This is a genomic window from Aeribacillus sp. FSL K6-1121, assembly GCF_038003725.1.
Classification (GTDB): Bacteria; Bacillota; Bacilli; order Bacillales; family Aeribacillaceae; genus Aeribacillus; species Aeribacillus composti.
This window is the reverse complement of record NZ_JBBOPS010000001.1, coordinates 2,546,184-2,569,148: the sequence shown is the minus strand read 5'-3', so window position 1 is coordinate 2,569,148 and position 22,965 is coordinate 2,546,184. Positions and strand designations below refer to the sequence as shown.

At 39.2% G+C, this 22,965-nt stretch carries 17 protein-coding genes and 1 riboswitch; of the genes, 13 read left to right on the top strand and 4 right to left on the bottom strand.

Going from position 1 to position 22,965, the window contains the following annotated elements; genetic code table 11:
- Window positions 1–143 precede the first annotated feature (143 nt).
- The 3 genes from NSQ61_RS12475 to NSQ61_RS12465 all read left to right on the top strand — a co-directional run bounded on the left by NSQ61_RS12475 (window position 144) and on the right by NSQ61_RS12465 (window position 3,317).
- A complete protein-coding gene (locus NSQ61_RS12475; RefSeq protein WP_261308704.1) occupies window positions 144–890 on the top strand; it encodes a YkgJ family cysteine cluster protein in 747 nt (248 codons plus the stop codon).
- A gap of 312 nt (window positions 891–1,202) precedes the next feature.
- Window positions 1,203–1,808 (top strand): TetR/AcrR family transcriptional regulator, encoded by a 606-nt coding sequence (locus NSQ61_RS12470; RefSeq protein ID WP_340807184.1) that lies wholly within the window; start codon window positions 1,203–1,205, stop codon window positions 1,806–1,808.
- A gap of 627 nt (window positions 1,809–2,435) precedes the next feature.
- Window positions 2,436–3,317 carry a LysM peptidoglycan-binding domain-containing protein gene (locus NSQ61_RS12465; protein ID WP_066246834.1) on the top strand — a complete coding sequence of 294 codons (882 nt, stop codon included), beginning with the start codon at window positions 2,436–2,438 and terminating at the stop codon, window positions 3,315–3,317.
- Window positions 3,318–3,467: 150 nt separating this feature from the next.
- Here the strand turns inward: NSQ61_RS12465 and NSQ61_RS12460 are convergent, their stop codons facing one another.
- Both NSQ61_RS12460 and NSQ61_RS12455 read right to left on the bottom strand, forming a co-directional pair.
- Window positions 3,468–3,815, bottom strand: coding sequence for a coiled-coil domain-containing protein (locus tag NSQ61_RS12460; RefSeq protein WP_063389277.1), 348 nt, complete (start codon window positions 3,813–3,815; stop codon window positions 3,468–3,470).
- 417 nt (window positions 3,816–4,232) lie between these two features.
- The gene (locus NSQ61_RS12455; protein ID WP_063389276.1) at window positions 4,233–4,871 is read right to left on the bottom strand and encodes a Bax inhibitor-1/YccA family protein; all 639 of its coding nucleotides are present in this window, start codon (window positions 4,869–4,871) and stop codon (window positions 4,233–4,235) included.
- A 679-nt stretch (window positions 4,872–5,550) separates the two neighbouring features.
- On the opposite strand from NSQ61_RS12455, the gene NSQ61_RS12450 reads away from it, so the two are divergent.
- From NSQ61_RS12450 to NSQ61_RS12435, 4 genes are all read left to right on the top strand, one after another.
- The gene (locus tag NSQ61_RS12450; RefSeq protein ID WP_063389275.1) at window positions 5,551–7,143 is read left to right on the top strand and encodes a sigma-54 interaction domain-containing protein; all 1,593 of its coding nucleotides are present in this window, start codon (window positions 5,551–5,553) and stop codon (window positions 7,141–7,143) included.
- A gap of 238 nt (window positions 7,144–7,381) precedes the next feature.
- Window positions 7,382–8,527 (top strand): iron-containing alcohol dehydrogenase, encoded by a 1,146-nt coding sequence (locus NSQ61_RS12445; RefSeq protein WP_340807181.1) that lies wholly within the window; start codon window positions 7,382–7,384, stop codon window positions 8,525–8,527.
- 20 nt (window positions 8,528–8,547) lie between these two features.
- Window positions 8,548–9,948, top strand: coding sequence for a hypothetical protein (locus NSQ61_RS12440; protein ID WP_063389297.1), 1,401 nt, complete (start codon window positions 8,548–8,550; stop codon window positions 9,946–9,948).
- The gene (locus tag NSQ61_RS12435) at window positions 9,945–11,384 is read left to right on the top strand and encodes an NAD-dependent succinate-semialdehyde dehydrogenase (protein ID WP_066246827.1); all 1,440 of its coding nucleotides are present in this window, start codon (window positions 9,945–9,947) and stop codon (window positions 11,382–11,384) included. The genes NSQ61_RS12440 and NSQ61_RS12435 overlap by 4 nt, the downstream gene beginning before the upstream one ends.
- Before the next feature lie 243 nt (window positions 11,385–11,627).
- On the opposite strand, the gene NSQ61_RS12430 is transcribed toward NSQ61_RS12435, so the two are convergent.
- Window positions 11,628–11,753 (bottom strand): hypothetical protein, encoded by a 126-nt coding sequence (locus NSQ61_RS12430; RefSeq protein ID WP_268753486.1) that lies wholly within the window; start codon window positions 11,751–11,753, stop codon window positions 11,628–11,630.
- 350 nt (window positions 11,754–12,103) lie between these two features.
- Window positions 12,104–13,282 carry an MFS transporter gene (locus NSQ61_RS12425; protein WP_327848447.1) on the bottom strand — a complete coding sequence of 393 codons (1,179 nt, stop codon included), beginning with the start codon at window positions 13,280–13,282 and terminating at the stop codon, window positions 12,104–12,106.
- 604 nt (window positions 13,283–13,886) lie between these two features.
- On the opposite strand from NSQ61_RS12425, the gene NSQ61_RS12420 reads away from it, so the two are divergent.
- The 6 genes from NSQ61_RS12420 to NSQ61_RS12395 all read left to right on the top strand — a co-directional run bounded on the left by NSQ61_RS12420 (window position 13,887) and on the right by NSQ61_RS12395 (window position 22,952).
- A complete protein-coding gene (locus NSQ61_RS12420; protein WP_340807178.1) occupies window positions 13,887–14,879 on the top strand; it encodes a Gfo/Idh/MocA family protein in 993 nt (330 codons plus the stop codon).
- Window positions 14,880–15,173: 294 nt separating this feature from the next.
- Window positions 15,174–16,004, top strand: coding sequence for a BglG family transcription antiterminator LicT (gene licT / locus NSQ61_RS12415; RefSeq protein ID WP_063389270.1), 831 nt, complete (start codon window positions 15,174–15,176; stop codon window positions 16,002–16,004).
- A 256-nt stretch (window positions 16,005–16,260) separates the two neighbouring features.
- Window positions 16,261–17,724, top strand: a complete 1,464-nt coding sequence (locus NSQ61_RS12410; protein WP_063389269.1) for a glycoside hydrolase family 1 protein — start codon at window positions 16,261–16,263, stop codon at window positions 17,722–17,724.
- A gap of 56 nt (window positions 17,725–17,780) precedes the next feature.
- On the top strand, window positions 17,781–19,193 hold the full coding sequence (locus NSQ61_RS12405) for a glycoside hydrolase family 1 protein (protein WP_130156688.1): 1,413 nt from the start codon (window positions 17,781–17,783) through the stop codon (window positions 19,191–19,193).
- A gap of 175 nt (window positions 19,194–19,368) precedes the next feature.
- A complete protein-coding gene (locus NSQ61_RS12400) occupies window positions 19,369–21,306 on the top strand; it encodes a beta-glucoside-specific PTS transporter subunit IIABC (protein ID WP_327847968.1) in 1,938 nt (645 codons plus the stop codon).
- A gap of 349 nt (window positions 21,307–21,655) precedes the next feature.
- Window positions 21,656–21,786, top strand: a riboswitch (guanidine-I (ykkC/yxkD leader).
- A gap of 140 nt (window positions 21,787–21,926) precedes the next feature.
- Window positions 21,927–22,952: an ABC transporter substrate-binding protein gene (locus NSQ61_RS12395; RefSeq protein WP_327848448.1), complete on the top strand. Its 1,026-nt coding sequence runs from the start codon at window positions 21,927–21,929 to the stop codon at window positions 22,950–22,952.
- Window positions 22,953–22,965 lie beyond the last annotated feature (13 nt).

The window sequence follows — 22,965 nt, the reverse complement described above, 5'->3', positions numbered from 1 at the left end:
TGTAGAAAGCGGCTGATTGGAAGCGGTTTGACGGCCAAAGGTGCATTTTGGTTGCTGAAATTTTAAAAGATGTACCTGATGGATTTTTTGAAGGCGATGATTTACGATATTGAAAAGACATTGTTGCAAGGAGTCGAAGTCTTTTGGATAATCGATTAACCTACGAAGACATGTTGAAAATCTGTGAAACAATTAATATACATTATATTCCGGATGAGCAGCTGTTTTATGACACGATTGATCATATTTTAGAAAACCCAGAAAACAAAAGTGCTTCCGAAATTATTCTAGAAACATTTACAGCACTCTTAAAATTAATAGATTCCCAAATTAAAGAAATTGAAACAAAAGTGAATATACAACCTTCCTGTTTTAAAGGCTGTGCTTATTGTTGTTATTTTCCGATTATCACCACCCGCTTGGAAGCCAAATTAATTTTGCAATATATTCAAAGCCTGCCAGAAGAACAGAAGCAAGATATTTTTGAACATTTATTGAATTATTTCGAATCGAACAAGGAGCAACTGGAAAAAGTATGCTCCATCGATTTTCATGAAGATCCTCAATTTAAATTCAAGTACATTTCTGAACAAGTGAGCTGTCCATTTTTAGATCGGTCGTCCAATACTTGCAAAGTTTACGAGGTCAGACCGACTCCGTGCCGCACGTATTTAAATTATTGCCATCCGAATGTGTGTGCGCAATCTTTAATGCCTCGGGAAACCTTCAGCTACGAATTTTTGCATGAATTTTATATGACGGCATTAAATGAGGTGCTTCAAGAGTTTTTATATGAAGATGAAGACTTAGGAATCACCTTTCCAGATGATGTATTTCATATCGATTATTTACCGAAGCTGTTAAAAGAAGAGCTGTGCAATAAGTCTTGAAAAAAGAAGTCAGATTTTGGACAAATTCAGGTTTAAGAGAATTTTCTGCATGCTTTGGGGAAAAAATGAAATAGAATTTAGTAAATATGGTAAAAAAACAGAAGGAGCTGTCTTAGAAAGTCAAATCCCTATTGAAAACAAAAATCATAAACATCGATGATATATCAACGTTTCTAAAACATAAAAGGGGGCCGTCAATAAGCCGAAAAAACGACTTATTAGACAGCCCCATTCTTGAAGAAATATTTTTCTTGATTTTTTTCACACTTTCTGTGAATATAAAATAAAAATATTCATATAAACATAAAGAAGGTGATTCGATGCCCACGTAAATTTCGTGAGGAAGAAAAGGAAACGATACGTCAAACATTATTAGAAACAGCCAAAGCAATGTTTCGTCAATACGGGATACAAAAAACAACTGTTGCGGCTTTGACTGAAGCTGCTGGCATTTCACAAGGAGCGTTTTATTTATTTTTCCCCTCCAAAGAAGCGTTGTTTTATGAAGTGTTTCAAATGGAGGAACGAAAATTAAGAGAAATGCTTCTAGTTGAGTGGACAGAGAAGCCGTTAACGCAAGAACGATTGGCAGATTTGTTAGTACAAGCTGTAAAGTTGATCGAACAAGAACCGATTTTGCGCTTGATGATTGATCGAAAAGAATATGAACTTTTAATGCGGAAGTTACCGCCGGAATATGCTGACCATCATACGACAGAGGATGAAGATGCACTTGTGCCTCTTATTGAAAAATGGCAAGACGAAGGAGTTATGGTAAAAGAAAACCCACGTACAATCGTCGCGGTCATACGCAGCTTCTTTTTGCAGCTTTTGTACCGCGATGAGATAGGGGAGAAGTTTGCCGAAGCGTTAGTGCTTCAAGCGAAATGGCTGGCGAAAGGATTGGTGGAGGAATGATTGAGATCAAACAATTAACCTACACATACCCAAAACAAGCGAAAACGGCATTAAAGGGATTTAACTTTGAAGTCAAGGAAGGGGAAATCGGCCTTTTGAAATAGACATGAATCTCCTAGCAAAAATGGAGGTTCATGTCTTTCGTTATTTTACCAGAGATATCCATGATGATGGCACTGAGTCGGTTGGTCTGAGCACCGTCTCCTTGTTTTTCTAGAATGGTGTATAACGATTGGTTTTCGAGATTTTATGACATATAGATCGGTTTGGATAAAGATCGACTGTCCAATCAATGTAGATCAAGAATGATAAGCTATCAATTCATGTCTGAAAATCCCTCCATATATAACACGACCAATTTATTTGAGGACTGGATGAAATAGCAGTGAAGTGAGGTTTAAGCGAAAATATGGCAAGGCTTATATTTTGCCTGAGCAATCAGAAGAGAAGGAATTATGCACTGGTGTAACAGTAACTGAAGTGAAAAATTCCTAAATATTAGTATGAAATTTTACATTTTTTTCTTCTTTGAAAAGCAACTGTTATCTATTTAATATCTTTTTGCAAAGCTATTGTTACATAAAATTGCTATGATGTCGTCGTAGGGAAAAGGAGGGATTTTTCATCATGAAAAAAACAATCATTGCTTTTACAGCTGCAGTAGCGACTTCGCTTCCATTTGTAGGTCAAGCTTCTGCTGAAACATATAAGGTAAAACAAGGTGATTCTCTTTGGGAAATCTCTAAAGAATATAATGTATCAGTGGCAGATATAAAAGAATGGAACGGCTTAACGACTGAAACGATTTATCCAAATCAAGAATTAGTCGTAAGTGAAAAAATAAAATATACAATCAAATCTGGAGATACGTTAAGCAGTATTGCCGATCAATTCGGTGTGACCGTTTCGTCACTAAAATCTGCGAATAACTTAACATCCGATTTAATTTTTGCTGGTGATGTTTTAATAATTGATCAAGCAGCGAAAGAGGAACGTACAGTAGAAAAGAAAGTGAACAAACCAGTCGTACAGCAAGAAACAACGACGAATGATAAAAACACAGCATCTGCAAATAAAACCAGTACATATGCTGCGAATGAAAAGAGTTTAAAAAAAGAAGAAGCAACGTCTTCTTCACCTAAAGAGGAAAACAGCTCTAATCAAACTGTCAGCAAGCAAGAAGTTCAAGCGAGAGAAACTGCAACGAAAGCTCAAGAAGATAACGGAGCGAAAGATGCTGGCGAAACGATTACAATGGAAGCTACCGCATATTCTTTAGTAGGAAATAAAACAGCAAATGGAACTGTATTAACAAAAGACTCAAAAGTTGTATCTGTAGATCCAAGTGTTATACCGTTAGGAAGCAAAGTATATATAGAAGGATACGGGACATATACTGCTGCTGATACGGGCAGTGCAATCCGCGGCAAAAAAATTGATATCCATATGCCTACTGAACAAGATGCGATCCAATTCGGACGTAAACAAGTAAAAGTAACAATTAAATAACTAGATAATACGGGTGCCGAAAGCTTCTTTTTGGCGCCCTTTTTATTTTTTGATTATTACGTTTTGTCAAAAAGGCTAAAGATGCAGAAACTGAAGGTGAATAGGAAAGGAAAAAATATTGCAGCGATTTTTGGAAGATGAGAACTTAAGCTATAATTGTCTAAGCTTTTTTTCATGCTTCAATGTTTTGCTGGACACGAAGTCGAGGGTTTCTTGTGCGTCTGTTAATTCGGCGCGAATCCCTTCCAATTTTTTCTCTAAGCGTGTAAAGCGTTCATCCACGTTTTTTCTAAAAGATTGCAAATCGTTTTCCAGTTTATCCATTCTTGATTCCAGCTTGTCCATTCTAGATTCCAGCTTATCCATTCTAGATTCCAGTTTGTCCATTCTTGCCTCTAAGCCATCCATTCTTTTTTCAAGATGATCAAATCTTGAGTCAATGTGCTCAGAATGCTCTTTCAGCGCCTGTAAAATTGTTTTTAATGCAACGTCTTCCATACTAAAAGGGCTGCCTCCTTTCTTTTCACTATATTTTTTATTATAAAAGATTATAGGTAAAAATGTAAGTTGGAATAATTCTGGAAAATACTCAAATCGGGTATTTGTCAAAAAGAGTTGATTACAGCAAATTTCAGTTGCACGTAACCGTCAGCCGTACAGGGCAAACGCGTTTGAAGCTTGCAGTGAAACGCCGGGCAAAAAGAACAAACCTGCTGAAATATTAGGCTTGTTGCAAGGACAAAAAAGGAGAGCAGCAAGCAAAAGTAAAATGAAAAAAAAGGAACCGTAAAAGCTTTCCTAACGAGTGAAAAGAAGAACCGGCACTAGATGACTCTGACATAAAAATTGATCCGGTTCTACAAATTTTTAAATACCCGAAATTTTTGCAAGCAGCTTTCTTTTTTTAGCTCTCCTTCAATCTTTTGAAGAAAGAATGCCAAAGATTCGTAAAATTTGAATGAACAGGTTGATGAAGTCTAAATATAGATTTAGGGCTATTAACGGCACTTCTTCTGGATGAACACCGTAATGCTTCATTCGATTAAAGTCATATAATACGTAGCCGCTGAAAATTAATACTCCTATGAAGGAAAATGCGAGCATGCCGCCTGAGTTCAACGGCCAAAAAAGATTAAGAACATAAATGATCAGAAAAGCGAGCAGGGCAGAAAATAACATTCCGCCAAGAAATGAGAAATCTCGTTTTGTTGCAGTTGCATATACAGCTAATCCAGTAAAAACAGCGGTTGTGGCGGCTAGTGCCATAATGACCGCGTGCGCGCCGATTGTTGAAACATAATGCGAGATCATTGGATAGGCTGTAATCCCTGAAATAAACGTAAAACTATATAGAAATGTATAAGAAATAGCTTTTTTTCTGCGCAAAAAGAATGCAAAAATAATCATGCCAAGTTCAATTATGGCAAGAGGCAAAAACAGTGATGGCGGCACATATATTCCCGCTGCCATTCCTAGCATGGCGATAGCCAAAGAAACGGCAAACGCCTTTAAAACACTGGGCATTTGACTTCTATTCGTAGCGTGTGTATACATAGTTTCCCCCGCAAATTTGATCTTCGATATGACGGTTAATGTTTTATGCTTTTGATATAATTTACGATTAACTTTATGCAAGGATTCATTTTTTTTAATTCAAGTCTTTGCAAATTCGATTTTGTTTAAACAATGTTCATTTTTTTGCATCCTTTAGAAGCGGGAAGTTAGAAATCAACTATTCTACTGGACTCGACCTTTCTCGAAGAAAAGCATTGTGAGCTTGCAAATGTCAATATTGGAAAATGGAATCGAGCCATTCACACGATTTAGCGGCAAGTTTCTGCTGATGCTTTTCGAATCAAGGAAAGGTTCTAATATTTTAAGAAACTGTTTTGATCTGTGTAATTGCACAAAAGGCTGATTTCTGCTTTTGCTTTGTTCAGCCTTCCTGTCATGATCTGTTGAATTGCATAAAAGCGTGCGTCCAATTAAACCTGCACGTTTTTTAATTTTTTATCTAGAAACTTAAGCTGCGGAAACTTTTTCGAAACGCTGGCCCCATCGATTAGCCCTCGAAACCAAACCGTTGCCGCAGCGGCAAAAAACGCCTTTTTCCATAAGTTGGAATGTGCTTGCGCTTTTTGCTAAGTCAGAAAACAACCAATCATTTTTCTAATCGTTTATACTAAAACTAATCAATGTAAACAGTTGCAAAGTGGCATTAGGAGGGAATTTTATGACTAGCTTTCGTCCCGATATGTCAGTTGAGGAAGCGATTTCAATTTTTCCTATTGGCGTTAATGAAGTGGAAGTATTTAACGAATCCGGTGAATTTGCAGGCTATTTAACACTTGAGTCGCTATTTGGAGCCGTTCAGCAAGGAGAATTAACAAAACCGATTCGTCATTTTATTTTAACGAATGCTCCTGTACAAAGTCTTGAGCAGCATTCGATCTCTTACTCTCAATTCCAATCTTTTTTTCAGAGCAAATTGTGCCGGATCGTTCTTAACTCATTATATGACGGTGTCTATATAACAGACGGTTCAGGGATTACGCTGTTTATCAATAAAGCTTATGAACGGATTACGGGGATCAAAGAAGAAGAAGTGAAAGGGAAGCATATGAGCCATTTGGTTGAGCAAGGGATTATTTCCAAATCTGCATCTTTAGAAACGATTCGAACGAAAAAGCCGGTCACTCTTATACAGACCATTCGCAATGAGAGGAAAATTATTGTATCTGCAACACCTGTTTTTTCTTCTTCCAATGAAGTGATGTATGTCGTTAACAGTGTGAGAGATATAACAGAACTGATTCGTTTGAAGCATGAATTGGACAGTCAAAAGCTTTCGTATCAAAAAATTTCGCAAAACTCGCTTTTTCCTGAACAAACGGGTTTTCAAAATCTTGTCATCGGTCCTTCTACTTTTCCAATTTTCCAGCTTGCGAACAAAGTCGCCAAAACTGACGCAAAAATTTTGCTGCAGGGAGAAACCGGCGTAGGAAAAAGCTTAATTGCGAAATATATTCATTCGAGAAGCTCCCGAAGCAATAAAATTTTTATGGAATTAAACTGCGGCGCCATTCCTGAACATTTAGTAGAAGCTGAACTTTTTGGCTATGAACCCGGTTCTTTCACAGGAGCCTTGAGAGAAGGGAAAATAGGCATTTTTGAAAAGGCTAACGGCGGGACGTTATTTTTAGATGAAATTGGAGACCTGCCGTTAGAATTACAAGTTAAGCTGCTAAAGGTTGTAGAAGAAAACCGGTTTATGAGAGTAGGATCTACTGAAATGAGAGAAGTCGATGTACGACTCATAACAGCAACTCATAGAGATCTTGCATCTCTAGTAAGGGAAGGGGCGTTCCGTGAGGATTTATATTATCGACTGAATATTGTCACCTTTGATGTCCCGCCTTTACGGGAGCGGAAGGAAGAGATTGTTCCTTTATTAGAAATGTATTTGAAGGAATTTAATAAAAAATATAATGAAAATAAAAAAATGACCCCGGAATGCATTGAGTGGCTGACAAACTATTCATGGCCTGGGAACATAAGGGAGCTTGCGAATTTAGTTGAGAGACTGGTTGTGACTACCTTTCACGACACAATTGATGTAGGCGACCTTCCTCCTTTCATACAACAGATTTTCCCGGCTTCAAAGCCTAAAACTTTAAAGGAAGCTGTGGCGGAGCTTGAACGCTCCCTCATTATCGATGCACTTAAAAAGCATGGTACGACTAGAGCCGCAGCGAAATTTTTAGGAATTAGCCAAAGTGCCATTGTACAAAAAATGAAAAAATTTCACATACGATTAGAAAACTAATCAAAAAACCTAGATATGATTCGTTTTATAATCAATTTTTCCTGATTTACATCAGCAAATGAATAACAAACGATCTAAAAAACATTGAAGATTTTGTTACAAATATTCGCGGATATTAAAAAATTTATAAAAAATACACAAATCATTTTCGAGTTGGCACGAAATTTGCATAGATATTTGAGTGACACCAGTAAAATCAATTCATTTCTCGCTAGTTTGAAAGGAGAGGAAGGAAAAAATGAATATATCTACATTTTCAATGGCGAACAAATTAATTACAGGAACTGATTCTCTCAATCAACTCCCTGAAGAAGTGAAGCGGCTTGAGATAAAAAATCCACTTATCGTGACAGATAAGATACTTATCAAAGCAGGAGTAGTAAAACAGGTTCAAAATTTATTGCCGATGGAGCCGGGAGTCTTCTCGGATGTAAATCCGGAACCGGAAATTGAAATTGTCGAACAATGTCTTCAAACGATAAAAGTAGGAAATCATGACGGGCTGATCGCTGTCGGCGGTGGAAGCGCTATCGATATTGCCAAAGCGGCTTCTGTCATGGCGACGAATAAGGGGAAAATTGAAGAATACTTTGGAATTAATTTAGTGGAATCACCAGGGCTGCCTTTAATAGCCATTCCGACAACTGCCGGAACAGGTTCCGAAGTTACGAATATTTCAATCTTGTCGGATACGAAAGAGCAGGTGAAAAAAGGGATTGTCAGTCCGTTCTTATTACCTGATGTCGCAATTGTTTCGCCGATCATGACCATTACGTGCCCTCCTAGCGTGACAGCAGCAAGCGGAGTGGATGCATTGGTTCATGCTGTGGAAGCATATATTTCGAAGTTTGCTTCTCCGATTACGGATGCACTGGCAATTGGTGCTATGAAACTTATTTCCACCCATTTACCGAAAGCGTATTCAAACCCGGAAAACATCGAATCACGTGAGGCGATGATTACAGCGAGTCTCATGGCGGGATTGGCTTTTGGTAATGCAGGCGTTGGAGCAGTGCACGCTCTCGCTTATCCTCTTGGAGGACGTTTTCATATAGCACACGGTGTAAGCAACTCCTTGCTGCTTCCATACGTCATGAAATGGAACAAAATAGCTTGTTTAGAAAGATTCCGTGATATCGCAGAAGCGTTAGGAGAAAAAGTAGATCATCTAAACGATGATCAAGCGGCTGATGCAGCGATTGAAGCGATGATCCGGATATGCCGCTATGTGGAAATTCCACAATCTTTGCGTGAATTTAATATTCCGGAATCTGCGATTTCTGAAATGGCTGAGGAAGCTTTAAAGCAAACGCGGCTTCTGCGCAATAACCCTCGAAAATTAAGCAAAAAAGATATTGAACAAATATACCGTGCTGCCTATTGATAGGAGGGAAAATCATGATCATGAAATGGAAAAATCGTCCGCACGGCGCTGAAACGCCATATATCCCTGCAGGTCCCTTTAAAATACGGCTGCCGTTTATTCATTATCGGTTTGAATGGCCCGATTATGTGCAGGGTTTGCTCATGTGTGCGGTAGACCTTGGGGCTATTACTCTTTTAGCGGATCATTTAGGGATGCCGTTTGAAGTGGCTCTCGCTGTTGTTGTATTGAATGGACTTTTATATTTACTGCATCATCTGCTTGGTGACCCGGTCATTCCAGGTTGGGTCACTCCCGCGATTCCATTGATTGTTTTGTTTGTTAAACAATTTCCAGAAGGTGAGGACCGAATATATGCACTCATTGCATTTCAGTTGACTCTTGGAATTTTATCCATCATTTTAGGAGTAACGGGACTTGCCAGCAAAGTGGTGCGTTTAGTGCCTGACGCCATTAAATCAGGTATTATACTGGGGGCCGGAATTGGAGCTGTCGTATCGATTTTTGAAGCTGGAGGAAAGTTTGAATTATTCCCGATTACGATCACAATTTGCATTGGCTTTGCGTTTTATCTAATATTCTCTAAACATTTCGAAAAATTAAAGCAAAAAAACAAAGGCTGGGCTTTGTTGGGGAATTTAGGGATTTTACCTGCTATTTTGCTAGCTGTTTTCGTAGCGCCTCTTGTTGGAGAAGCGAAATGGCCGGACATTCAATGGGGCTTCAGTAAACCAGATTTCGCCACACTTTGGGCGGAATATACGGTATTTGGCCTGGGCTTCCCTGCGTTATCGTTTTTCGTGAAGGCAGTCCCTGCTGTTTTTGCAACGTATTTAGTTGTGTTTGGAGATGTGCTGAAAACGAAAGCTCTCCTTTCTGAATCTGATGTCATACGTACGGATGAAAAAGTTGATTATAATCCGAACCGCGCCCACTTAATATTTGGTGGCCGAAACATTCTGATGAGCATGATCGGCCCTGATATTACGATGTGCGGTCCGATGTGGGCTGCTATGCAAGTGGTCGTGATCGAGCGGTTTAAAAAAGGTAAAGAAGCGATGCATTCGTTTTTCGGCGGAGCAGGATCGTTCCGTTGGGGTACAAATACTGGATTATTTTTGCTGCCTATAGTAAGTTTAGTACAACCGATACTTGGAGTTGCTTTAGCTTTGACATTGTTGGTGCAAGGTTATGTAAGCGTTCGTATCGGTGTCATGCAGTCCCGCAGCCAGCGTGATCTTGGAATTGCGGGGATTGTTGGTGCAATCCTCGTCATAAAAGGAGCAACAATGGCTTTTGCTGCCGGCATCCTTTTATGCATCCTGCTGTATGGGAAAGATTTTCTGCGCGGAGAAAACGACCGCATATTTACGCACCACTCGAATGAAGAAAAAGAGAGAGAGGAGATTCAAGCAGTATGAAAGAACAACCATTGACAAAAGGGCTGTATCTTAACGGAGAATTTGTTCAGTTGGATGACAATTTTGCCGTTCAAAACCCTGCCACTTTTGAAACAGTTGGTTATGTGCCGAACGGAACCGCCAAGGAAGCAAAGCTGGCTGTCGATGCAGCTCACGAAGCTTTTAAAACTTGGTCAAAAACGACAGCCTATGAACGAGCAGAATTACTGGAAAAATGGTATAAGCTCATAAATGATCGGCTGGAAGTGTTGGCATCCACGATGACAATCGAGCAGGGAAAACCGCTCGCCGAGGCGAAAGGCGAAATACAATATGCAAACAGCTTTGTGAAATGGTTTGCAGAAGAAGCGAAACGGATTTATGGCGAAACGATTCCGGCATCTGTTCATTCGAAGAGAATTATCGTTCAAAAACAACCTGTTGGAGTCGTTGCTGCCATAACTCCTTGGAACTTTCCGGCGGCGATGATCACACGGAAAGTCGCCCCTGCCCTTGCAGCTGGATGCACAGTTGTCATAAAACCGGCTGAACAAACACCGCTTACAGCACTTTTATTAGCAGAATGTGCTCATGAAGCAGGTTTTCCAGCAGGTGTCATCAATGTTATAACGACTGAAAAACCAGCTGAAGTCGTTGATGTTTGGATGGAAGATTCACGCGTTAAGAAGGTTACTTTTACAGGGTCTACTCCAGTTGGAAAGCTGTTAATGAGAAAAGCAGCGGATACTGTAAAAAAAGTATCGCTTGAACTTGGAGGCTTGGCACCTTTTATCATAACAGAAGATGCAAATATTCAAGAAGCTGTAAAGGGCGTTGTGCAATCAAAATTCAGAAATGCCGGTCAAACGTGCGTATGCGCCAACCGGATTTATGTCCATGAGTCAATTAAGGAGCCGTTTTTAAAAGCATTTCATGAGGCTGTTTTAACACTGCAAGTAGGGAATGGCCTTGACGAGAAGGTAGACATTGGACCGCTTATTGACGAAAATGCAGTCAAAAAAGTTCAACATCAATTAGAAGATGCAGTCGAAAAAGGCGCGAAACTCCATGAAGGACCTTCCGTGAATATGGACAAAGGATATTTTATGAAGCCGGTTGTAATCTCTGATGTAACAGATGATATGTTGTGCATGCAGGAAGAAACATTTGGTCCATTGGCACCGGTCAGCACATATTCAGATGATGAAGAAGTTATCCAACGTGCAAATGGTACACCATTTGGTTTGGCTGCGTATGTTTACACCCAATCTCTCAAAAAGGCTGTTTGGTTTTCTGAAAATCTAGAATACGGCATTGTCGGAATCAATGACGGCCTTCCGTCTGTCGCCCAAGCACCTTTTGGCGGAATGAAAGAGAGCGGCCTTGGAAGAGAAGGAAGCCACTACGGGCTGGACGAATTCCTAGAAATTAAGTTCGTTTCTCTTCAATTAATATAATTTTGGATATCCAAAAAAGTGTGGAAAGAGGGTAAAAACACCCTCTTCCATGCTTTTAGCTACAATAGAAAAATCGGCATCTAACACTTTTTCATAAACTCATTCATTGACTAATCCATTCTAACTGACAGCCTTCCGAATTTTCTATCAGGTTTTGTTTGCTGACTTAACAATATGAATTTTAGCTATCACAATTGACAGTTTATAAGAGTTCCACATATCAATTGCTACAAGTTTTATATATCAAGCAAGATTTGAAAGAAATCGAACAATTTCATATTGTTCGATTGTAATTTCGATGACTATTTTCATTGCTTCCACCTTGCAAATTTTGATTATTTGAAAAGCCCCTGCTTCTTTTACCTTCATTGTCACCTATTACATCTCTGCGTTAGCAACTATAAGGTGTTACGCAACGTAAAAGTCAATAGAAAAAGATGTTATTTTCTGGAGCTTTTTTAAAGATGAAAGTTGCCATATTTTTATTTTGAAAAGTGGCATTTTTTGAGGGATTTTACGTGAAATGGGCTGTGTAAAACAGTGGACAGTTTACAGGAATTCCATGCAATTTTCTGCTTGTGACATGCTGATCTATCTCTAATTTTTATGGGAATTTGCACGATTATCCGAACACCATAAATTTTTTCTTAAAAAAACGCTCAGCTCTTCCGACAGGCTAAGCGTTTTTTTCTGCACTAATCTATTATACTTTCTGACGGTTAAAGACGTTTCTCAGCATACCGAATAAAAGGTAAGCTTGATAGCAATAAAGTCGCGATAAACAAGATGACTCCCGCCCAATGGAAATGAATCCAAAAATAGCCCCCAAATGTACCAACTAAGCTTGATCCCAAATAATAGAATAAAAGATATAAAGAAGATGCTTGAGCTTTATTCTTATCCGCCCGTTCTCCAATCCAAGCGCTGGCAATGGAATGACAGCCGAAAAAACCATATGTAAATAGTGAAATGCCGATAATTTTCACCAATACTGGCGGAAAAAGAGTCAATATGGCTCCGGAAATAGTCAAAGCGACGGCAAAAATTAGCGTGGCTGAATGGCCGTGTTCATCAGCTTTTTTGCCTAAAAATACAGAGCTGAAGCTTCCGAAAATGTAGACGATGAAAAGGAAGCCAAGCAATGATTGGCTGAATGAATAAGGAGGCTCGCTCAGCAAATAGCCAATATAATTGTATAATGTCACAAAGCTTCCCATAAATAAAAAGCCCAAAAAAATGAGAGATAAAAGCGGCTTATTTTTTAAGTGTACAGTATATGCCTTTATAACAGCTTCTATATTAAACGGCTTTTTTTCGCTATTCTTTGGTGTCGGTAGAATAATAGCAAAGACGATGCTTAAAATAAGAGCTAGCGCTCCGATGGAAAATAAAGCGGTCCTCCATGAAAAAAAATCTGTCAACAAGCCAGTGATTATTCGGCCGGCCATTCCGCCGATGCTTGTTCCGCTTATATACAATCCCATCACTTTGCCAATTGCAGTTGGATGAAACTCTTCTGCTACATACGCCATAGCGAGAGAGGGGATGCCTGCTGAAGAAATTCCAAGCAGTGTTCGGAATACAACAAGCAAAGGAAAATTTGGGCTCATAGCAATAAACATAGAGAGCATGGAAGTAAGCAGCATCGAGATGATCATGATTTTCTTTTTTCCAAGAACATCTGACAAACTAGCAGCTATCAGCATCATAAAAGCAAGTGTTCCGGTTGAAGCCGATACGGTTAAACTGGCTGATGCGGCAGAGATATGAAATTCTTTTGAGAAAACAGGCAGTAAAGGCTGTGTTGTATACAAAATGGAAAAGGTGACAAACCCGCCGAAAAAAAGAGCTATGCTGGCCTTTACATATTCTGGACTGTTCATTTTTATGTATACCAATTGGACTCGCCTCTTTCCATTATTTCCAAATATACTATACATCTAATAAGCTAAACTGTCTAATGCAACGAATGTAGTAGAGGCGAATGACAATGAACGATAATCTGTACGAAATCACTTTTAAGGGCCGACTAGTCGAAAAAAACACAAAAATTCAATCATAAACAAAAATTTAAATCTAGCAGCATTCCTCTTTCAAAAACTTGCAAATGTCAAAGCCTACATTCCCTCGGCAACCGAGTGATTTGCCGTATTTGCTGCTGAAGGAATTTGAGCACCGATTCCCTGATGTGTTCACACAACCAAGGGAAAACAATTTATGCGATTGTTCCAATTGGTCATTGGCAAAAATATTGCAAGTACAAACAAACATCTTCAAACATAAAAAGTTAGCAGGCGGACAATGTTCCGTGACAGTGGCAGCAGAGTTTTGAATTCTTGTGGAGGAATCTGCTGAAAAGTTGTATGGACGATGTGAGAAAATGTGGTAAAATATAAAAAAGCGTTTTCAAAATCAAAAAATATTAATGTAAAATCAAAAGAATTTCAAAAATAATTGACAAGATTATGTTTTTTCAAAATTGATCTGGAGGGGATTTAGAAATTGAAGAAAACTCGTTGGGGAATAATAAGCACAGCACAAATCGCTAAAAAGCAGTTGATTCCTGCGATTCAAAGATCTAAAAATGCTGTTGTAGCGGCGATAGCAAGCCGATCCGATAAAGTGATCGGGGTGGCTGATGAACTAAATATTCCGAAAGCTTATAAAAGTTATGAAGAATTGCTGAAGGATCCAGATATCGATGTTGTATACATACCGCTGCCTAACCATTTGCACAAAGAATGGATTGTGAAGGCAGCTGAAGCAGGAAAACATGTATTATGTGAAAAGCCGGCAACGTTGACAGCTGAGGAAGCGAAAGAAGCGGAAGCCGTTTGTGAAAAAAACAATGTGAAGTTTATGGAAGCGTTTATGTACCAATTTCACCCACAGCACCAAAGAGTTCGAGACATCATCGCATCAGGTGAAATTGGCGATGTGAAATTAATGAGAGCCCACTTTTCGTTCTATTTGGATCCTGCCTCGCAAAATATTCGTTTAAATTCTGATATGGGCGGCGGCAGTATTTATGATATTGGCTGCTATTGTATTCATTCGATTCGAAATATTATTCAATCTGAACCGACCGAAGTGCGGGTAGATGCCGAAATAGATCCTGTTCATCGCGTTGATACGACGGCTGTCGGATATATGGAGCTTGACAATGGCGTCAAAGCCGTTTTTGACTGCAGTTTTAACGCGAGTTTTTCAGATGTTTATGAGGTGGTCGGAACGAAAGGTTCTATTCGCGTTCCAAGAGCCTATCGACCTGACCGCCAAGGAGGAGAAGGCTTAATCATTGTTGAAAAAGAAGATGAACAGAGAATCGAAAGCATTGTAGCGGATCAATACGCTCTTCAAGTTGAGCATTTTTCAGATGCGGTGCTGCATGGGAAAAATCCTTCTTACACAAGTGAAAATATGATCCAAAATATGACTGTAATTGAGGCTTGCTATGAATCGATCAAGCATGGAAAAAAGATTGAGCTCAAATAAAGTGACAAAACGGCGGGGCATGCGTTCTCGCCGTTATTTTTACCATATTGACCAATAGAAAGCGTACTGGACAGAAGCCAATCCATCTCCCCATTATCGCCGGGTTGCACTCTACTCATGTTTAACTTTTTGTCTATTTAAAAGCGGAAAGCAGTTTTTGCAATCGAAATTTTTTATTGACAAATCCTAATAAATCGTAAATTCTCTTAATTAAGGACTTCTTTCATAAATAATATCGAGTGCATTTTGCAATATATAGGTATAATAGCATCAAACTAAAGGCAGGGGGTACGCGTGAAAATCGCAAAAGTGATTAATAATAACGTGATCAGCGTTATACAAGATGATCAAGAGCTGGTCATCATGGGACGAGGGATTGCCTTTAAGAAAAGACCTGGCGATGAGGTTGATGAAGACAGAATTGAAAAGATTTTTAAATTGGAAAATCAGGATATGGCCAGTAAATTTAAATCGCTATTGTACGAGGTTCCGATGGAATATGTAAAAGTAACGGAGGAAATGATACAATACGCGAAAAATAAACTTGGCAAAAAACTGAATGATATTATTTATATATCGCTGACAGACCATATTAATTTCGCCATAGAACGGCAAAAACAAGGGATAAAGATTGTGAATCCATTACTTTGGGAAATCAAGCGGATATATAAAGATGAATTTCAAATCGCTTTGGAAGCACTGAAAATGATTAAAGACAAATTGGCGATTGAACTGCCTGAAGATGAAGCCGGTTTCATTGCGATGCATTTCGTCAATGCTGAGCTGAATGAAGAAATGACGGATGTCGCCAATATGACAAAGATTATTCAAGATATACTGAATATTGTAAAATACCATTTTAAAATTGAGCTTGACGAGGATTCATTAAATTATTTCCGTTTCCTTACCCACTTGAAATTTTTCGCGCAACGGCTCATAAACAACATGCTGCTGAAGAGCGACGATGATGAATTGTATGAAATCGTAAAAAATAAGCATCCGGAAGCTTATGCCTGCACGAAAAAAATAAAAGATTATATTCAAAAGGTGCATGGCCATGAAATAACTTCGGAAGAAAAACTATATTTGACAATTCATATTGATCGAGTCGTGAATCGTAATTAAACAAAATCTCAGCTTCTCGTAAAAATTTTTAAATGAACTGTTGACAGGAAATGAAAGCGTATGCTAATTTGTAAATAACAATCGAATAGAAACCGTTTCATTTAGGATTGTTACTGGTCATGCAGGCAAAACCTAAATTGTTTCGTCATTTTTATGGCGGGCAATTTAGGTTTTTTTATTTTCTTGATCGTATAAGCGCTTTGCGACAGGATAAAGTTGGAAATTGTTTTAATAATAACGAGAGGGTGAATGAACAATGGGCCATTTCGAAGCGAAATTCCCGGAAAACTTTCTCTGGGGCGGCGCAACTGCTGCCAACCAATTAGAAGGTGCTTTTGATGCAGATGGAAAAGGTCTTTCTACTGCCGACATGGTGGCTTATGTACCAAAAGAAAAACGTGGTAAAAATGGACATTCATTAGATGTGACAAGTGCAGAAATCGAGGAAATCTTAAGCGGAGCAGCATCAGATAAAATTTTCCCGAAACGTTTCGGAATCGATTTTTATCATCGCTATAAGGAAGACATCGCCTTATTTGCAGAAATGGGGTTTAAAGTATTCCGTTTATCCATATCTTGGCCGCGTATCTTCCCGAATGGGGATGAGACCGAACCAAATGAAGCAGGATTAGCCTTTTATGACAAAGTGTTTGACGAACTAGCGAAATATAATATTGAGCCGCTTGTTACACTTTCCCACTACGAAATGCCGCTCGGGCTTGTGCAAAAGTACGGCGGCTGGACGAATCGCAAGGTGATAGATTTCTTTGTTCACTACGCTGAAACCGTATTTAAACGGTATAAAAACAAGGTGAAATATTGGCTGACATTTAATGAAATCAATATGATTACTTTCAGTCCGTACACCGGCGGCGGCATTTTAACCGATCGGGTTGAAAATGTAAAACAAGCTGCCTTCCAAGGGGTACACCACCAATTTGTAGCAAGTGCACTAGCTGTTAAAGCATGCCACGAAATCATTCCGGATGCAAAAATCGGCTGTATGCTGGCTAGATTGGAAGTATATCCGGAAACATGCAACCCGGACGATGTACTTAAAGCATTAAAAGAAGATCAGCTGAACTTATTTTTCACAGATGTTCAAGTTCGCGGCGCATACCCAAGTTATATGAAACGCTATTTTGCAGAAAATAATATTCACATTGAAAAACTTCCAGGCGATGATGCCATTTTAAAACAATATACAGTGGATTTCCTTTCGTTCAGCTACTATATGACACTTGTAGCCAGCACGAAGGATGATGCTGAAGAAGTTTCAGGCAATTTAATCGGCGGTGTGAAAAACCCTTATCTTGAATCATCTGATTGGGGTTGGCAAATTGATCCGGTCGGCTTGCGGATTACGTTAAATAAATTGTATGACCGCTATCAAGTTCCTTTATTTATAGTGGAAAACGGATTAGGGGCCTACGACAAGGTTGAGGAAGACGGCAGCATCCATGACGATTACCGAATCGACTATTTGCGCAAACATATTGAGCAAATGAAAGAAGCGATTGGCGACGGTGTTGAATTAATGGGGTATACAACTTGGGGGCCTATTGACTTAGTAAGCGCATCTACCTCAGAAATGAGCAAACGGTATGGTTTTATTTATGTCGATCAAGATGATTTCGGCAACGGAACATTGAAACGCCTCCGGAAGGACAGCTTCTATTGGTATAAAAAAGTAATCGAAACGAATGGAGAAGAATTGTAAAAACGATTGCGATTTCGAAATCACTCTGTTTGAAAATGAAATGGGAGGTAGTAAGCATGAAACACGAGCGGCGCAAGCCTTTTCCAAACGATTTTTTGTGGGGAGGTTCCACATCAGCCTATCAAGTGGAAGGCGCATGGAATGAAGACGGAAAGGGACCTTCCGTTATCGATATGGCCAAATACCCCGAAGGCACGACTGATTTTAAAGTAGCCAGCGATCATTACCACCGTTACAAAGAAGATATTGCTCTGTTTGCTGAAATGGGCTTTAAAGCATATCGTTTTTCCATTGCCTGGACACGCATTTATCCTAATGGCGACGGAGAGGTAAATCGAAAAGGGATAGAGTTCTACGATCAACTTATCAATGAAATCAGAAAGCATGGAATTGAACCGATTGTGACGATTTATCATTTTGATTTGCCTTATGCATTACAGGAAAAAGGCGGCTGGTCCAATCGTGCAACGATTGATGCATATGAAAATTATTGCAAAACATTATTCGAGCATTTTGGCGATCGGGTAAAATATTGGCTGACGATTAATGAACAAAATATGATGATCCTTCATGGCGAAGCGATCGGGACCGTTGATCCGAACTTAAAAAATCCAAAAAAAGAATTGTATCAACAAAATCATCATATGTTTGTCGCTCAGGCGAAGGCAATGGCGTTATGCCATCGAATGCTGCCGGATGCAAAAATCGGACCGGCGCCGAATATTGTGACGATTTATCCGGCAAGCTCAAAACCTAAAGATGTTTTAGCTGCCAATAATTACGCAGCCATCCGCAATTGGCTGTATTTGGATATGGCTGTATATGGGCGCTATAACAATATTGCCTGGGCTTACTTGGAGGAAAAGGGCTATACTCCAACAATTCTTGAAGGCGATATGGAAATTTTACAAAATGCCAAGCCGGATTTTATTGCTTTTAACTATTATACTTCGCAAACAGTAGCAGCAAGCGAAGGAAATGAAGAAGATGTGAAGCAAACAGGCGATCAGCATATTACGGTTGGGGAACCGGGAGTTTATAAAGGAGCCTCCAATCCGCATTTAAAGAAAAATGAATTTGGCTGGGAAATTGATCCAGTCGGGTTTCGGACAACATTAAGAGAAATATATGACCGCTATCATTTGCCATTGATTGTTACGGAAAATGGATTAGGCGCCATCGATCAATTGGAAGAAGGCGATGTCATAAACGACACATACCGAATTGAATTTTTAAGAAACCATATCGAACAAATGCAATTAGCGATTAGTGACGGTGTTGAAGTGTTCGGTTTTTGTCCTTGGTCAGCTATTGATCTCGTCAGCACGCATCAAGGTATAAGCAAACGCTACGGTTTTATTTACGTTAACCGTGATGAATTTGATTTAAAAGATTTGCGCCGAATTCGAAAACAAAGCTTTTATTGGTATAAGCAAGTCATCTCATCGAATGGAGCCAATTTAGATTAGAAAGAGTAAATTCGACAATTGCATAATTTTTTCGGGAAGCTGTCAAAAATCAGGAAGGAATGTTACCATCCGGGCATAACCTGAACTGATTTGAACAACACAGTGCGTTTATTCGTGCGCGTTCAAATTGGTTCAGGTTTTTTATATATCAAATATATTTTTGGGAGGGTCAATCATGAAATATGAGCAATTGGCTAAAGACATTATCGAAAATGTCGGCGGTAAAGAAAACGTTATCAGTGTTGTTCACTGTATTACAAGATTGCGCTTTCAATTAAAGGACGAAGGGAAAGCGAACACAGAAGTGTTAAAAAACATGGACGGAGTCGTCACCGTTATGAAAAGCGGCGGACAATATCAAGTTGTCATCGGCAATCATGTGCCTGATGTATATAAGGCGGTCGTTGCTATTGGCGGGTTTGAAGCTGCAAAGCCTGTCGATACGGAAGCGGGAAAAAAGGATAAAAATTTATTCAACCGCTTTATTGACATTATTTCGGGAATTTTTGCACCAACTCTCGGCGTTCTAGCTGCAACAGGAATGATTAAAGGTTTTGCCGCTCTTTTCGCATCACTAGGCTGGATAACAGATAAATCAGGAACTTATCAAATTTTATATGCAATTGGCGATTCGTTATTTTACTTCTTCCCGATCTTTCTTGGTTATACGGCCAGCAAAAAATTCGGCGGCAACACATTCATCGGTATGGCGATCGGGGCGTCATTGGTTTATCCGACACTATCTAATCTTACTAGCGGAAAAGCGCTTTACACTTTGTTTTCAGGCACGATGTTTGAGTCGCCTATTTATATTACATTTCTTGGCATTCCGGTCATTTTAATGACGTATTCATCTTCCGTTATTCCGATTATTTTGGCTGCTTATTTTAGTGCAAAGGTGGAAAATTGGTTTAAGAAAGTTATTCCTGATGTCGTGAAAACATTTTTAGTTCCTTTTTTTACACTGATTATCATAGTTCCTTTAACATTTTTATTGATTGGGCCAATTGCAACTTGGGCAGGAAAGCTTCTAGGTCAACTAACAGTTGCCATCAATGATTTATCGCCAATTATCGCAGGGCTGCTTCTTGGCGGGTTCTGGCAAGTATTTGTTATTTTCGGTCTTCATTGGGGGCTTGTATCGATTGCCATCAACAATATGAGCACAATGGGAGCGGATCCTATTTTAGCGATGGCATTTGCTCCTTCTTTTGCACAAATAGGTGCTGTACTTGCCGTAATGGTGAAAACGAAACAGCAAAAATTGAAAACGCTTAGTGTTCCTGCATTTATTTCCGGAGTTTTCGGGGTTACAGAACCGGCGATTTATGGTGTTACGCTTCCGCTCAAAAAACCGTTTATTATCAGCTGTATTGCTGCGGCAATTGGCGGAGGACTCATAGGAGTATTTGATTCAAAAATGTATATGCTGGGAGGTCTCGGAATTTTTGGTATTCCATCCTTTATCAGTCCGACTGAAGGCATTACGTTTGGTTTATGGGGCACTTTAATTGCCATTACCGTTGCCTTTATCCTTGGTTTTATCCTCACTTTCCTTTTTGGATTCAGTCAAAAATCGGCAGCAGAAGCAGATCGGCAATCCCAACAAGCAACAGCTGAGGCTGACGCGGAAGAAGAATTATTAGGTAAAAAAGAAATTATTTTCAGCCCGTTTAACGGCGAAGTAAAGCCGTTATCAGACATCAAGGATGCAGCATTTTCATCCGGGGCCCTCGGCGCGGGCGTAGCCATTGAGCCTTCGGAAGGAAAATTAGTAGCGCCTGTATCCGGCACAGTAACGACTCTTTTTCCTACGAAACATGCAATTGGAATAACATCTGATCAAGGTGCGGAAATCTTGATTCATATAGGCATGAATACCGTTCAATTGGAAGGTAAATTTTTCACTGCTCATACAACTCAAGGCGCCCGTGTAGAGAAAGGACAGCTGCTCATTGAATTTGACATAAATGGAATTCAGTCGGCGGGCTTTGATTTGGCGACACCGGTTGTTATAACCAACACTAGTCACTACAAAGAAATAAATGAAACGAAAGAAAAACAAATCAAAATTGGCGAACCTTTATTGACGCTTATAAATGACTCGGAATGATTTTCACAAGAAAAAAGCATCTGCTGATTAAGGGCAGATGCTTTTTTTAAGAAGATTTTGAACGTTTTGCAGCTTTTCATGCTGTTTTTTTGAAAAAATACAATTCTTTTATGTAATAATAGTTTCCGTAATATGCGAATATTTCGAGAAATTATGTTAGAAAATATTACATATTTATTGCAGATATAGTCATATAAACTATAATTCTTAATAAATAAAAAATCCCCCTAAAGAGTTTGTAGTGATCTCTCATTCTCTGTCAACCGGAAAAAGAAGGTGAAAAGCTGAGATTTGCCAGCGTATCTTGGAATGATGAAAAGTGAATATCGTTCCCCGAAATAAGTGGGAAATCAAAGCTGTCTAGGGTTCCGTTGCTGGCAGGCTGTATCACCGCCGGTAAGTCTGGTCCGAGAGAGAGCGTATAGAAGCTGCGTTTGATTGCAACTTCTATATACACGGAAGGATAAAAGCCTGGGAGATCTATTCTCTCTGGCTTTTATTTTTTTAAAGCTGAAAATTTAAAAATCTGGGGAGGGGGATATAACAGAATTTCTTTAAGCACTATTTTGAAATACCTAAATTCAAAAAGAGATGAAAAATATAAAGCCGAGGTGAAAGACATGAAGAAAAAGAAGCTTCCACTACTTGTTCTTTCTATCATTTTTTGCTTGTTGTTGTCTGCTTGCGGAAGTAAATCTGCAAATGAAACTTCTTTCGGCAATAAAAGCAAGAAAGAACCGATTAAGATTGGTTTCAGCGCCTTGCCGAGCTGGTATTTATGGCATCTCGTAGAAAAAAAGGGTTTTTTCGAAAAACATGGAGTGGATGTCGAATTGGTTTGGTTTCCAGTATATGCTGATTCCCTTTCTGCATTAAATACGGGAGAAATTGATGGAAACAGCCAAGCTTTGCTTGATTCGATCTCCCCTTTAGAAAAAGGAATTGATTTAAAAGCGGTATTTATTACAGACAATTCACTTGGCGGCGATGGGCTTGTTGCTTCAAATGATATTCGCTCGGTTAAAGACTTAAAAGGGAAGAAAGTTGGTACGGAAATAGGTACGATTGAACACTTTTTTCTGCTCACGGCATTGCATGAAGCGGGATTAAAGGAGTCCGATGTGAAATTTACAAACTTATCTGTTCAAGATGCGGGAAATTCATTTATAGCTGGAAAATTGGATGCAGCCGGTTTGTGGGAGCCTTTTTTAAGCATGGCAGTGAATAAGGGAAAAGGACATAAGTTGGTGACATCCGCTGATTTTCCGGGCTTGATTTCCGACTTATTCGTTGTAAGGGGAGATGTTGCGAAAGAGAGGAAAGAGGACGTGCAAAAAATCGTAGCAGCATGGTTTGATGCGGTTGACTATCTTTCGCAAAATTACGATCAATCGATTCAACTAATAGCGGACGAGGCGGGAATTTCAAAAGAAGAGCTGGATGTAGGAATGAAAGGATTCAAGCTGTTTTCTCCTGAAGAAAGCTTGAACGCTTTTAAAGAGGGAGATAACTATCAATCTTTTTATTACACAGCTGAAAAAAATGCTGAATTTTTAAAAGAGTTAGGGTTTATTAAAGACATTCCTGATTTTAGCAGCTTCGTTGACACCTCATTTATAAAAGCGGAAATTGAACGGGCAAAGTAAGGAGGATTAATGG

What these genes read in the sequence shown, in the direction of transcription:
- NSQ61_RS12465 (WP_066246834.1), top strand. Translation starts at nt 2,436, where the DNA reads ATGAAAAAAACAATCATTGCTTTTACAGCTGCAGTAGCGACTTCGCTT.
- NSQ61_RS12460 (WP_063389277.1), bottom strand. Translation starts at nt 3,815, where the DNA reads ATGGAAGACGTTGCATTAAAAACAATTTTACAGGCGCTGAAAGAGCAT.
- NSQ61_RS12455 (WP_063389276.1), bottom strand. Translation starts at nt 4,871, where the DNA reads ATGTATACACACGCTACGAATAGAAGTCAAATGCCCAGTGTTTTAAAG.
- NSQ61_RS12450 (WP_063389275.1), top strand. Translation starts at nt 5,551, where the DNA reads ATGACTAGCTTTCGTCCCGATATGTCAGTTGAGGAAGCGATTTCAATT.
- NSQ61_RS12445 (WP_340807181.1), top strand. Translation starts at nt 7,382, where the DNA reads ATGAATATATCTACATTTTCAATGGCGAACAAATTAATTACAGGAACT.
- NSQ61_RS12440 (WP_063389297.1), top strand. Translation starts at nt 8,548, where the DNA reads ATGAAATGGAAAAATCGTCCGCACGGCGCTGAAACGCCATATATCCCT.
- NSQ61_RS12435 (WP_066246827.1), top strand. Translation starts at nt 9,945, where the DNA reads ATGAAAGAACAACCATTGACAAAAGGGCTGTATCTTAACGGAGAATTT.
- NSQ61_RS12430 (WP_268753486.1), bottom strand. Translation starts at nt 11,753, where the DNA reads ATGAAGGTAAAAGAAGCAGGGGCTTTTCAAATAATCAAAATTTGCAAG.
- NSQ61_RS12410 (WP_063389269.1), top strand. Translation starts at nt 16,261, where the DNA reads ATGGGCCATTTCGAAGCGAAATTCCCGGAAAACTTTCTCTGGGGCGGC.
- NSQ61_RS12405 (WP_130156688.1), top strand. Translation starts at nt 17,781, where the DNA reads ATGAAACACGAGCGGCGCAAGCCTTTTCCAAACGATTTTTTGTGGGGA.
- NSQ61_RS12400 (WP_327847968.1), top strand. Translation starts at nt 19,369, where the DNA reads ATGAAATATGAGCAATTGGCTAAAGACATTATCGAAAATGTCGGCGGT.
- NSQ61_RS12395 (WP_327848448.1), top strand. Translation starts at nt 21,927, where the DNA reads ATGAAGAAAAAGAAGCTTCCACTACTTGTTCTTTCTATCATTTTTTGC.